Below are 13,108 nucleotides of genomic sequence, written 5' to 3' on the forward strand. Positions count from 1 at the left end.
TTCGATCCTATTTCACTAATGCAACGATTTTTTGTGCTCCGTCAGCCATTGATTCAGCAGGAGTGATGGCTAAACCAGACTCAGCAAGAATCTTCTTCCCTAAATCAACGTTTGTTCCTTCTAAACGTACAACAAGCGGCACGCTTAGTTGAACCTGCTTAGCTGCTTCTACTACACCCTCAGCAATGACATCACATTTCATGATTCCGCCAAAGATATTGACAAAAATTCCTTTTACATTTGGATCAGAAAGGATAATTTTAAATGCTTCTGTTACTTTCTCAGCTGTTGCACCGCCCCCAACATCAAGGAAGTTAGCGGGGTCGCCGCCATAATGTTTAACAATGTCCATTGTTGCCATTGCAAGACCTGCACCATTAACCATACAGCCGATGTTACCATCTAAAGAAATATAGCTTAAATCATATTTAGAAGCTTCAATTTCCTTTGCATCTTCTTCTTCAAGATCACGGTAGGCAAGAACGTCCTTTTGACGATAAAGCGCATTAGAGTCAAAGTTTAATTTTGCATCCAATGCCATAACTTTTCCGTCACCTGTTACAACTAAAGGGTTGATTTCGGCAATTGAGCAATCCTTTTCGATGTATGCATTATATAATCCCAGCATAAACTTGACAGCTTGATTCACAAGCTCTTTAGGAATGTTGATATTGAATGCAATACGGCGTGCTTGATAAGGCATTAAGCCTACAACCGGATCAATTTCTTCTTTAAAGATTTTTTCCGGAGTTTTCTCTGCTACTTCTTCAATTTCTGTTCCGCCTTCTTCTGAAGCCATTAGAACAACACGTGAAGTAGCACGGTCTAAAACAAGACCAACGTAATACTCTTTTTTAATATCGCAGCCTTCTTCAATAAGCAGACGTTTAACTTCTTTTCCTTCGGGACCTGTTTGATGTGTAATCAAAGTCTTACCTAATATTTCACTCGCATATGTACGGACTTCCTCAAGGTTTTTAGCAACCTTAACTCCGCCAGCTTTTCCCCGTCCGCCAGCATGGATCTGAGCCTTTACAACACATACTTGTGTACCTAATTCTTTCGCGGCTTCTACAGCCTCTTCAACCGTGAATGCCACTTTTCCATTAGGAACCAGTACCCCGTATTGTCTGAGGATCTCTTTTCCTTGATACTCATGGATATTCATTTCCCATCCTCCTATCAAACTCTTCAAAAAATTGACTCCGTTTTCATTTTATATAATGACGGAAACCTTGTCCACCATTATGCACAAAAAATTATATTTCTCTTAATATTCAGAATACTCATAACTAAAAATAAAACGCTTTCACTGGTTTAAAACCCCAAAATTAGCAATTCATTACTTTATGGCTATAATAAAAACAGGCATCATCGCCTGTCTTTATCGTTCAGGAAACATATCTTTTACGGGTGCAAAACTCTTCCGATGATAGGGTGTTATACCATGTTTTTGAATCGCTAGAATATGTTCTTTTGTACCGTATCCCATGTTATGCTGAAACCCATATTCCGGAAAATTCTTGGAAATTCCCATCATAAAACTGTCTCTAGCAACTTTTGCTACGATTGAAGCTGCAGCAATCGATACACTCTTCGCATCACCTTTAATGATAGACTCGGAAGCATAAGGTGTTTCGAGTTTCATAGCGTCAATTAATAATACATCAGGCTTTGAGCTCAGAGAGACAATGGCTGCCTTCATAGCCCTTTTTGTTGCTTCGTAGATATTGATGGTATCAATTTCCCCTGACTCCACCTCTGCCACACTTACCGCGATTGCTTCTCTCTTAATTATTTCAGCATATTCAAAACGTTTAGCTTCAGAAAGCTTCTTAGAGTCATCAATACCTGCTAAGAAAAAATCTTTGGGTAGAATAACAGCGGCTGCCACCACTGGTCCGGCAAGAGGTCCACGGCCAACTTCATCGATACCGGCGATATATTCATACCCTCTCGCACGCCATTTGTTTTCAAATACATTCATTTCATTAAATTTTTCTTGCAGCTGTCTTTCCTGTTCCATTCTCCTATGCCATTTATGTATGAGATGCTGAACTCCTTTGCGCTCATCCTGCTGAATCCTTTGAAAAAAAGGATCACTTTCAGCCTTTATGTTCATAAGTTGCTGTTCTATTTCTGCAATTGTTTGTACTTTCATTTTCTTCACCCGTTGTAATGATACCTGTTGATTTAATTAATTTCAATGACAAAAATAAACAAAAAGAACTCGCCGCTAAGGTGAGTCCTTTTGTTTATTTTTTATCCGAATCATCTATGAAGTCGCTAGGTCGTTCAAACGTAAGCGGCCCGAATTTCTCCGTTCTAATGTCTCTGATAACAAGTTCTGATACTTTATCATAATCAACGACCCCACCAGCTCCAAGTGCGCCCCTAAGTTCACCAATGTGGTCAAACATATCGACCACATTTTCAGGAACAGAATCTAGCTTATACCGCTCCTTAAGTCTCTCTGGATAATGCTCTGATAAAAACTTAATGGAAAAGACAACTAAGTCATGTAAATTTAGGAGGGTGTCTTTAATCGCCCCTGTTACAGCCAGTTTCTTTCCTACCTCTTGGTCTTCAAACTTGGGCCATAGAATGCCAGGAGTATCTAATAATTCTAACTCTTTACCTACTTTAATCCACTGTTGAGCTTTTGTTACTCCCGGTGTATTTCCTGTCTTTGCAATATTTTTCTTAGCAAGTCGATTAATTAATGTTGATTTTCCTGCATTAGGAATCCCAACAATCATCGCACGAATAGCCCTTGGATTGACAACACCCTTTGCTCGTTGCCGATCGAATTTTTCCTTAAGAATTTCGTGGGATGCCTGAACAATATCCTTCATTCCTATCCCTGCATGAGAATTGATGGCTTGGGCTTTAATCCCTCTTTCAGCAAAATAAGCAATCCACTCTTTCGTCCTTGCTTTATCTGCCATATCCGCTTTATTTAAGAGTACCAGCCTTGGTTTGTGCTGAATAATTTCATCAATCATCGGATTTCGAGACGAATAGGGAATCCTTGCATCCACCAATTCATAGATAATGTCTACTAGTTTTAATTTCTCCGTGACCTGTCTTCGCGCTTTTGCCATATGGCCTGGAAACCATTGAATTGTCAAAGCAGTCACCTCCTAAATCATTTCACGATGTGTGCATCTTTAATTGGCCAGTAAACAATACTTGTGTTTCCGATGATTTTGTCGAAGGCGATGGTACCGATATGCCTGCTATCCTTGCTAAAGCGACGGTTATCCCCCATTACGAACAATTCACCTTCGGGAACAGTTTCTGTACCAACAGGTGTTTCTTCAAGCTTAAAAGGATCTGTTAATGGCCCTTCTACTTTCTTCTTGTATTCATCCAAGTATGGTTCTTCATATGCTTTCCCATTAACATATAAGGTATCATCTTTATATTCAATCCGGTCGCCAGGAAGTCCAATTACTCTTTTAATGTAATCCTTCTGTTCAGGCGCATGAAAGACGATAATATCAAACCGTTTTGGCTCACCAATATTATAGCTTAGCTTGTTCACTATCATCCGGTCTTGGTGCTGTAATGTAGGCATCATTGATAGCCCGTCTACTACAATGGGTGCAAAAAGGAAGTAACGAATAACAGCCGCCAGAGCAACAGCAATTAAAAGCGCCTTCGTCCATTCCCAAAGTTCATTCTTCTTTTTTGTCATGTCTTGTTCCCCGCCAATCACAAAAAAAATGTTTGCTATCATCTTATTTTACATAAAAATTGTATATTAAACACGTGGGGCTGCACTTTTTTACCAAACTTTAATATTCGCGGATTTAATAATTTAATACAATAAGTACGAAAAAAGAGCTTGCAGAGCAAGCTCTTTCTTTATTATCGAATTTCTTTAATACGAGCTTTTTTACCACGTAGCTTACGTAAGTAGTATAGCTTAGCACGGCGAACTTTACCGCGGCGCAATACTTCAAGCTTCGCAATTTTAGGTGTGTGTACAGGGAAAGTACGCTCAACGCCTACTCCGTAAGAAATCTTACGAACTGTGAAAGTTTCGCTAACTCCACCACCACGACGCTTAATCACTACACCTTCGAATAACTGAATACGCTCGCGAGTACCCTCGACAACTTTAACGTGTACACGTACAGTATCACCAGGACGAAACGCAGGCAGATCAGAACGAAGTTGTTCTTTTGTGATATCTTCAATCAATTTTTGCATCGTTTTCAACTCCTTCCAACAGACGCTCATGCATATCTACTTTCCTTTTACATTGCAGCGGAACATCGTTATAAGACCTTACTGAATTCATTACCCAGCTCAAGTCACAAGAAATATCTTACCACAAAAGACAACTCTATGCAATAACTACTCATATTCTTTTTTTATTTCATTGAGCCACTTTTCCTGTTCCTTGGTCAATTCTATTTTTTCTAATAGGTCAGGTCGTCTTACTAATGTTCGCCGTAAAGCTTCTTTATTTCGCCACTCTTCAATTAATTTATGATTACCTTGAAGGAGGACCTCTGGTACCTTCATTCCGCGAAAGTCAGAAGGGCGTGTATAATGAGGGTGCTCAAGTAGCCCCGTGCTAAATGAATCTTTCATATGTGATTCTTGATTACCTAAGACTTCAGGTAAAAGCCGGACGACACTATCAATCACCACCATTGCTCCAAGCTCTCCACCAGTTAAAACATAGTCACCTATTGAGATTTCGTCCGTAACCACATGCTCACGTATTCTTTCATCATAGCCCTCATAATGACCGCAAACAAAAATGAGATGCTCTTCACTCGCTAATTCCTCAGCCATTTTTTGGTCATACTGTTTACCCTGAGGGCAAAGTAAAATCACTCTTGTCTTATCACTATCCGCTTGTTCCTTTAATGATGCAACAGCATCAAATAGCGGTTGCGGCTTTAAAACCATTCCTGCTCCACCGCCATAGGGATAGTCGTCTACTGTCTGATGCTTATTATCAGCATAGTCCCGAAAATTGACAACATTATACTGGACAGCAGATTTCTCAGCCGCTTTCTTTAAAATGGAATGCCCAAATACACCTGAAAACATATCAGGAAATATCGTGAGTACATCGATTTTCATCATGAAAGAAGCCCTTCCATTGGTTCAATTAAAATAACCTTTTCCTGGATATCCACTTTTTTCACTACGTCTTTAATGTAAGGAATTAGAATTTCCTTACCTCCTTTTGACTTTACTACCCACACATCATTTGCTCCGGGTGAGAGAATTTCTGAAACCTTACCAATTTCCTCACCTTTTGTCGTAGCCACAATGCAGCCAATAATCTCGTGGTAGTAGAATTCATCCTCATCGAGATCTATCAATTGAGATTCCGGAACCTTGATAATTCCATCTCTGAACTTTTCAACTTCATTGATATTTTCTAATCCTTCAAAGGTTAAAAGATTAAAATTTTTATGAGTACGGTGGGTTTTTACTGTTAATTCGATTGGCTTATTGGATCCTGGCATAAATAAATATAAGGTATTCCCCACTTTGTAGCGCTGCTCCGGAAAATCCGTTTTAGAAATTACTCTGACTTCCCCTCTAATTCCATGGGTATTGACGATTTTGCCAACATTAAACCATTTTTCCATTCTGTTCATCACCTCTATCTTATTTCCTCGATCATGCCGTCTTTTATTATGATTGTAGGCTGCCCCATTACTTCATCCCAATTGTCGCCAACACTTACTTCAACAAGGGCCTGTACTTCTCTTTCCTTTAATTCACTGCCTAATGGTAGCATATGTAGTTGTTCAATTTGAAACTCATAAAGCTTTTCTTTGTCATGGCGCTTTTGCAGTTCTTTTTCAAAATGATTTTTAAGTGCACTTGGCTGATATTTTTTTGCTTTTTCTAGTTTTTTTAGTTCAAATTGAAGTTGTTCATACTCTTTTTGCATCTGAAGCTTGCCAGCAAAATATTTATCAAGCAGCTTTTGTTTGCTTTTCTCCGTTAAGATTTGCTTCACGATAACAGTTTGAATCAGTTGCATATATTTGCCTCCTTCTCCGCTTCCGCTTTGATGATAGCAAAAAAGGGAGGAATGTGATTCCTCCCTTTAATCTAGATGCAAAAAGCTATTCACCAATTTCTAGAAAAATTTTCTTTTGTTGTGATGATCCTGCTGCATATACAACAGTTCTAATGGCTTTTGCAACGCGCCCTTGTTTTCCAATCACCTTTCCCATGTCTGTCTTATTAACAGTAAGGTGATAAGTGATTCGTTGATCTTCTTCGTTAACATTCACAAGAACATCTTCTGGAAAATCTACAAGGGGCTTAACAATCGTTTCAAGTAATTGCTTCATAGCAATTACTTGCTAAGCTTAGCATTATGGAATTTTTCCATGATGCCTTGGTTTGAGAAAAGGTTACGAACTGTATCAGATGGCTTAGCGCCGTCTTGTAACCATTTAAGAACTAAATCTTCGTTGATTTGAACTTGAGCTGGTTGAGCAACCGGATTGTAAGTTCCAACAACTTCGATGTAACGTCCATCACGTGGTGAACGAGAATCTGCTACTACGATACGATAAAAAGGAGATTTGTTAGCTCCCATACGCTTTAAACGAATTTTTACTGCCATTTTAAATAAGCACCTCCGAATAGTTTCACACAAGATAGTATAATATCAATTCTTAAATCATTTGTAAAGTGTTTTTTCTTTACAGATAGTATTACCAATTTTTATCAAGTTTAAAAGGGTTTAAAAGGGAATTTAAATCCGCCTTTTTTCTTGCCTTTTTGCTGCATTCCTGACATTTGCTTCATCATCTTCTTCATGTCCTCAAACTGTTTTAATAAGCGGTTTACTTCAGGAACAGTTCTACCACTCCCTTTGGCAATCCTCTTTTTACGGTTTGAATTCAAGATCTCCGGATGACTCTTTTCCGCTTTTGTCATTGACCTAATGATTGCTTCCACATGTGCAATTTGTTTTTCTTCAATTTGAACATTGTTCAAACCTTTAATTTTATTTGCACCTGGCATCATTTTTAACAATTCATCTAGCGGTCCTAAATTACGGACTTGTCCGAGCTGTTCCAAAAAGTCATCAAGCGTAAAAGTCGCCGTCCGCATTTTCTGTTCAAGCTCTTTTGCCTTTTCCTCATCAACATTTGCCTGCGCCTTTTCAATGAGCGTTAAGACATCACCCATTCCTAGGATCCTCGAGGCCATCCGTTCAGGATAAAAGGGTTCAATGGCATCCATTTTTTCCCCTAATCCCACAAACTTAATAGGTGTCTGGGTAACAGCACGGATGGACAGCGCAGCTCCGCCTCGTGTGTCACCGTCAAGTTTTGTTAAGACAACTCCAGTCAAACCTAGCTGTTCATTAAAGCTTTGGGCCACATTAACAGCGTCTTGACCAGTCATTGCGTCCACAACAAGAAAGATTTCATCTGGTTTCGTAAGCTCTTTGATATCCTTTAGCTCGCCCATTAAGTTTTCATCTACATGTAAACGTCCAGCTGTATCGATAAGAACATAATCGTTATGTTCTTCTTTCGCTTTCGCAATCGCTTGCTTTGCAATTTCTACTGGGCTTACTTGATCACCAAGGGAGAATACTGGCATATCCAATTGTTTCCCTAAGGTTTGAAGCTGCTTAATGGCAGCAGGACGATAAATATCGGCTGCTACAAGCAAAGGTTTACGGTTATATTTTTTACGAAGCAGGTTGGCAAGCTTTCCCGTTGTGGTCGTTTTACCAGCACCCTGCAACCCCACCATCATAATAACAGTAGGAGGACGATTAGAAGCTGCAATCTTGCTTTGCTCACCGCCCATTAACTCGGTCAATTCCTCATTAACAATTTTAATGATTTGTTGACCCGGCGTTAAGCTTTTTAGTACTTCTAGTCCTACAGCACGTTCACTGACTTTCTTTACAAAATCTTTGACAACCTTAAAATTAACATCTGCCTCGAGTAGTGCAAGGCGGACTTCTCTCATCATTTCTTTTACATCCGCTTCAGTGACCTTTCCTTTTCCACGGATTTTTTGGATCGTATTTTGCAGTCGGTCGGCTAATCCTTCAAACGCCATTCATGCCGCCTCCTAATCTAATTTCTCAAGCTCGGCAACCACTTCCATCATTGCCAGCTTTGATGGGTGTTCTTCATTAAGCAATTCTTTCACATGCCTTAATAGCTTACTGCGCTCTTGAAATTTCTGGAATAATAATAGCTTTTCTTCATACTCCTCCAGCATAGCTTCCGTACGTTTGATGTTATCATATACAGCCTGGCGGCTGACAGCGTACTCTTCAGCGATTTCCCCAAGTGAGTAATCATCTAAATAATAGAGAGACATATAGCTTTGCTGCTTTGGTGTTAACAACGAATAATAGAAATCATAGAGGTAATTTATTCGCGTTGTTTTTTCAAGCATCTCTATACACCCCTTTGTTAAGTAAAAAGCCTTTACAAATGTAGTTTACACAGTCATTCCCCGTCTGTCAAGAAAATATCTTTACATCAATTCACAGCATTATCCACCTGGTCAGCGAATAAACCATAAACATATTGCTCTGCATTAAATTCCTGTAGGTCGTCCATTTTCTCACCTAGACCCACGAATTTTACTGGAATCTTTAATTCGTTTCTTATTGCCAATACGATACCGCCCTTTGCGGTTCCGTCTAATTTTGATAGAACAATCCCACTCACATTCGTTACCTCTTTAAAGGTTTTTGCCTGTATGAGGGCATTTTGACCTGTGGTTGCATCTAAAACAAGCAGAACTTCATGTGGTGCACCTGGTACCTCACGTTCAATCACCCGTTTTACCTTTTCAAGTTCCTTCATCAAGTTAACTTTATTTTGTAAGCGTCCCGCTGTATCACAAATCAAAATATCTACTTTTCGTGATTTAGCAGCCTTAATCGCGTCATACATAACAGCAGCTGGGTCAGAGCCCTCTTCCTGTTTAATAACATCAACACCCACTCTTTCTCCCCATACCTCTAATTGCTCAATTGCCCCTGCACGGAAAGTATCACCCGCTGCCAGTAAAACAGATTTCCCCTCATTTTTAAACTTATGACCTAGTTTACCAATCGTCGTTGTTTTACCTACACCATTTACACCCACGAATAATATGACTGTAAGTCCATCCTCTTGAATATTCAATTTAGAAGTTTGTTCCTCACCAGCATTGTAAATATCAACTAACTTTTCCGAAATAACACTTTGAACTTCCCTGGGGTCCTGAATATTGCGGCGTTTAACTTCCTTCTTCAACTCTTCAATCAGTTTCATGACCGTATCAAAGCCTACATCCGCTTGGATTAATATTTCCTCTAATTCCTCGAAGAAATCTTCATCCACTTTACGGTAACGAGCAACAAGGTCATTTACTTTACCAGAGAAGTTATCTCTCGTTTTCGAGAGGCCATCCTTAAACTTTTCCGTAACTGCATCAGTTTGTTTTGTAATTTTTTCTTTTAATTTCTTAAAAAAACTCATTTACTTCACTTCCTATCCTAAGTTTCAACAAGCTCCTTCGTATCCTCGAGACGGACAGAAACAAGCTTTGAGACGCCCGATTCCTGCATGGTGACACCGTATAAAACATCCGCTTCTTCCATCGTTCCTTTTCTATGGGTGATGACAATAAACTGGGTTTCTTCACTAAATCTTTTTAAATACTGACTAAAACGAAAAACATTTGCCTCATCTAATGCAGCTTCAACCTCGTCTAGAATACAAAATGGAACTGGCCGGACTTTTAAAATTGAAAATAAAAGTGCAATTGCGGTTAATGCTCTCTCTCCACCTGATAACAATCCTAGGTTTTGAAGTTTCTTTCCCGGAGGCTGGGCAACGATTTCTACTCCCGTATTTAGTAAATCTTCTGGATTCGTTAGTTTTAAATCAGCTTTTCCACCGCCAAATAAAGCTCGGAAAACAGGTTCAAAATGTTCCCGAATCCCATTGAACGTCAACTCGAAACGTTTTTTCATTTCGGTATCCATTTCGTCAATCACTTGATAGAGAGTATCCTTAGCCTCTTGGAGGTCGTCTCTTTGTTCATTCAAAAACTCATATCGTTCCGAGACTCTCTCGTATTCTTCAATTGCTCCAATATTAACATTGCCAAGTTCTTCAATCGCTAGTTTTATTAACTTCACTTTTTTTCTAGCTTCTTCCACTGGCAGAGTTAATGGATATTGCTCTTTTGCTCCCTCGAAGGAAAGTAAATACTCCTCTCTTAAATGTGCGAGTTTATTTTCAAGTTCCACATCTAAGCGGTTAATTTTTACTTCTTCATCTTTTAAAACCTCAACCATTCCCTTATGAAGCCTCTTTATTTCCTTTGCTGCAATCTCAGCATCTTCTAATGCCGAATGAAGCTTGAGACGCTCCTCCCTTCTTGATGAAATGAGCGCAATCGTTTCTTCCTTGTCCTGCTGTTTCCCTCTTGCTGCAGCAGCTAACTGCTCTTCACCGGAGGTACTCCCCTCCATTTCCGAAGTCAGCAGTAAAAGATCCTCCGTATAAAGAGCAAGCCTCTCTTCAGTCTCATTTAATTCTTCAACTACCAGAGTAAGACGGTCTTTTGAATTTACAAATTGCACATTCTTAGCTGCAAACTCAACTTTTAAATCGGTTATTTCCTTTGACAGCGTTTCTTTTGATGAGAGATCATTGGTTTTTTGTTCTGATAGTTTGGCAATTTGATTATCAAGAGAAGCAATCCTACCTTTAAAACTAGCAATTGCTTCAAAAAGTTCATTTTTACGGTTTGTTAAGGTTTTCTGTTCCTCATTAAATTGACCTTTTTCAAGATCATACATCTTGAGGCGATCATTAATATTTTTCGCCTCGAATTCGGCTTCACGGAGGTCACCTTTTAAGGTTTGTTCATCTTGTCTTAATTCTTCTCCGTACTTTCGCATTGCCTCAATCTCTTGTTCATGTGTTTTAACATCTTCTTTTAATGACTTAACAAGGATTTCTAACTCTGAAGTTTTTTCACTCATTACGATAAGTTTTTCTTTCAACTCTTCAATCTCGCTTTTTCTTGTCAATAAAGAACTCGTCTTTTGTTTTTGTGCACCACCCGTCATTGAACCGCCGGGATTTACAATATCACCTTCTAACGTTACAAGTCGACAGCGATACTGAAGGATTTTGGCCAGTTCGTTCGCACCCTTTAAATCCTTTGTGATAACAACATTTCCTAAAAGATTACTGATGACCTCGGCATATTTCGGATCAAATTTAACAAGGTCTACCGCACTTCCCACCAATGAAGGGTGATTTTGAATAGATGATACCTGTGACGAGGACAATAATCTGCCCTTTATAACGCTTAATGGTAAAAAGGTAGCCCGGCCGAAAGAATTTTGTTTTAAGAACTGGATAGCCATTCGCGCATTCTGTTCCGTATCAACGACAATATGCTGCAAGGCACCACCTAATGCTGTTTCAAGTGCTATCTCATATTCCTTTGGCACAGTAACAAGCTCGGCTACAGCTCCTTCAACACCTTGAAGCATTTTCCCACGGGCTTTTAATACTTCTTTTACCCCTTGAAAAAATCCGGAATAATCCTCTTCCATTTCCTCGAGCAGTTCTTTTCTTGACTTTGCTTGTTGAAGAATTTGATAGGCTTGGTATAATGTCTTTTCTTGCTTCTGATAATTATTTGTTGTATTTTCAAGTTTTCTTTGTTTCTCCCTGAAACTTGAAACTTGATCATAAAGATTTTTTTGAACTTCCTCTAAAGCTTTTTGAACTTGTATCATCTTTTTTTGAGCTGTTTGTCTATCCTCAATGAATTTTACATTTTCAGAGTCAAGGCGAGAGCTCTTTGTTTCCTGCTGTTCGAGCTGCTGGTCAATATATTTAAGCTCATTTTTTGCTCCAGCTTGGTCATTTAACAGTTCAATATATTCACTTTTTAAGGTTTCAATTTTTTCATCAATATTCTCAGTGAATAAGGCAAACTTTCCTTGCTTTTCTTTAAGTCTATTTTGAAGATCATGTACCTGTAGGTTAAGTCTATAAACAAGGTTGGACTGTATTTCTTTATTACTTTTTAAATGAGTAATTTTATCCGTGAGCTCAGCGATACTTTTTTCTAGCTGAGCCCTATTTTGTGATGCATTTTTCTTTCGTTCCTTAAGAACCTCTTTCCTTCCTTCTAGCTTTTCTAATTCTTCACTGGCATGGAGGAGCACATTTTGCAAATCAGCAATAGATTCATCAAGAGCAACAATGTGATCCCTTGTTTCTTCTATTTTCGCCTCTTTTAGCTGGAGCTGGGCAGAAAGCTTAATTTCTTCCTGCTGGTGTTCTGCAAGCTGATGTGATAGATGTGTCCATTTTTGATGTAAATCTTCAACATCATAGACCGTTAATGCAACTTCAATTTGTTCAAGTTCTTCTTTTTTCTCTAAATAATCTTTTGCCATGGAAGCCTGTATCTTTAACGGTTCAACTTGACTTTCAAGTTCATGTAAAATATCATTGACCCGATTTAAATTATCCTGTGTTTCTACTAGTTTAGCTTCTGCCTTTTTCTTACGATTTTTATATTTTAAAACACCTGCAGCTTCTTCAAATATTGTTCTTCGATCCTCAGCCTTACTGTTTAGAATTTCTTCCACTTTCCCCTGACTGATAATCGAGAATGCTTCCCTGCCGAGTCCAGAGTCCATAAACAAATCAATAATATCTTTAAGCCTGCAAGGTTGTTTATTGATTAAAAATTCGCTATCTCCCGAACGGGTAACCCTTCTCGTAACACTTACTTCGTTGTAATCAATCGATAGTCCTTCATCTTGATTATCAAGTGTTAAGGTTACTTCCGCATAATTTAACGGCTTTCTCGTATCGCATCCCGCAAAAATGATATCTTCCATTTTAGAGCCTCTAAGTGATTTAGCAGATTGCTCCCCCAAAACCCAGCGAATCGCATCTGTAATATTACTTTTCCCACTTCCGTTTGGGCCAACTACAGCAGTGACTCCTTGAACAAAATCCACCCCAATACGATCTGCAAAAGATTTAAAGCCAATGATGTCCAACCGTTTTAAAAACATATTCTCTTCCTCCCTAAAGCT

The 13,108-nt window shown here is 38.9% G+C and carries 14 protein-coding genes; all 14 read right to left on the reverse strand.

Annotated elements, in window-relative coordinates; all coding sequences use genetic code 11:
• Positions 1-7: 7 nt before the first annotated feature.
• Entirely contained in the window at positions 8-1,168 is a 1,161-nt protein-coding gene (gene sucC / locus J2Y03_RS06470; RefSeq protein WP_310192072.1) for an ADP-forming succinate--CoA ligase subunit beta, read from the reverse strand.
• A 216-nt stretch (positions 1,169-1,384) separates the two neighbouring features.
• Positions 1,385-2,161, reverse strand: coding sequence for a ribonuclease HII (locus tag J2Y03_RS06475; RefSeq protein ID WP_310192074.1), 777 nt, complete (start codon positions 2,159-2,161; stop codon positions 1,385-1,387).
• A gap of 94 nt (positions 2,162-2,255) precedes the next feature.
• Entirely contained in the window at positions 2,256-3,131 is an 876-nt protein-coding gene (gene ylqF, locus J2Y03_RS06480) for a ribosome biogenesis GTPase YlqF (protein ID WP_132086064.1), read from the reverse strand.
• 17 nt (positions 3,132-3,148) lie between these two features.
• Positions 3,149-3,700, reverse strand: coding sequence for a signal peptidase I (lepB, locus tag J2Y03_RS06485; RefSeq protein WP_132086062.1), 552 nt, complete (start codon positions 3,698-3,700; stop codon positions 3,149-3,151).
• A gap of 173 nt (positions 3,701-3,873) precedes the next feature.
• Positions 3,874-4,218: a 50S ribosomal protein L19 gene (gene rplS / locus J2Y03_RS06490; protein WP_132086333.1), complete on the reverse strand. Its 345-nt coding sequence runs from the start codon at positions 4,216-4,218 to the stop codon at positions 3,874-3,876.
• Positions 4,219-4,365: 147 nt separating this feature from the next.
• On the reverse strand, positions 4,366-5,109 hold the full coding sequence (gene trmD, locus J2Y03_RS06495; protein WP_310192078.1) for a tRNA (guanosine(37)-N1)-methyltransferase TrmD: 744 nt from the start codon (positions 5,107-5,109) through the stop codon (positions 4,366-4,368).
• Positions 5,106-5,624: a ribosome maturation factor RimM gene (gene rimM / locus J2Y03_RS06500; RefSeq protein ID WP_310192082.1), complete on the reverse strand. Its 519-nt coding sequence runs from the start codon at positions 5,622-5,624 to the stop codon at positions 5,106-5,108. The genes trmD and rimM overlap by 4 nt, the downstream gene beginning before the upstream one ends.
• A gap of 14 nt (positions 5,625-5,638) precedes the next feature.
• Complete coding sequence (locus J2Y03_RS06505; protein ID WP_310192084.1) at positions 5,639-6,025, reverse strand: YlqD family protein; 387 nt, start codon at positions 6,023-6,025, stop codon at positions 5,639-5,641.
• Between the two features lie 85 nt (positions 6,026-6,110).
• Complete coding sequence (locus J2Y03_RS06510) at positions 6,111-6,341, reverse strand: KH domain-containing protein (protein ID WP_132086054.1); 231 nt, start codon at positions 6,339-6,341, stop codon at positions 6,111-6,113.
• A gap of 5 nt (positions 6,342-6,346) precedes the next feature.
• Positions 6,347-6,619, reverse strand: coding sequence for a 30S ribosomal protein S16 (rpsP, locus tag J2Y03_RS06515; RefSeq protein WP_132086052.1), 273 nt, complete (start codon positions 6,617-6,619; stop codon positions 6,347-6,349).
• 110 nt (positions 6,620-6,729) lie between these two features.
• On the reverse strand, positions 6,730-8,082 hold the full coding sequence (ffh, locus tag J2Y03_RS06520; protein ID WP_310192087.1) for a signal recognition particle protein: 1,353 nt from the start codon (positions 8,080-8,082) through the stop codon (positions 6,730-6,732).
• A gap of 12 nt (positions 8,083-8,094) precedes the next feature.
• Positions 8,095-8,427 carry a putative DNA-binding protein gene (locus J2Y03_RS06525; protein WP_132086048.1) on the reverse strand — a complete coding sequence of 111 codons (333 nt, stop codon included), beginning with the start codon at positions 8,425-8,427 and terminating at the stop codon, positions 8,095-8,097.
• A gap of 86 nt (positions 8,428-8,513) precedes the next feature.
• Complete coding sequence (gene ftsY, locus J2Y03_RS06530) at positions 8,514-9,503, reverse strand: signal recognition particle-docking protein FtsY (protein WP_310192091.1); 990 nt, start codon at positions 9,501-9,503, stop codon at positions 8,514-8,516.
• A 17-nt stretch (positions 9,504-9,520) separates the two neighbouring features.
• A complete protein-coding gene (gene smc / locus J2Y03_RS06535) occupies positions 9,521-13,087 on the reverse strand; it encodes a chromosome segregation protein SMC (RefSeq protein ID WP_310192094.1) in 3,567 nt (1,188 codons plus the stop codon).
• Positions 13,088-13,108 lie beyond the last annotated feature (21 nt).

It is taken from the genome of Neobacillus niacini (genome assembly GCF_031457145.1).
GTDB classification, from domain to species: Bacteria; Bacillota; Bacilli; order Bacillales; family Cytobacillaceae; genus Neobacillus; species Neobacillus niacini_J.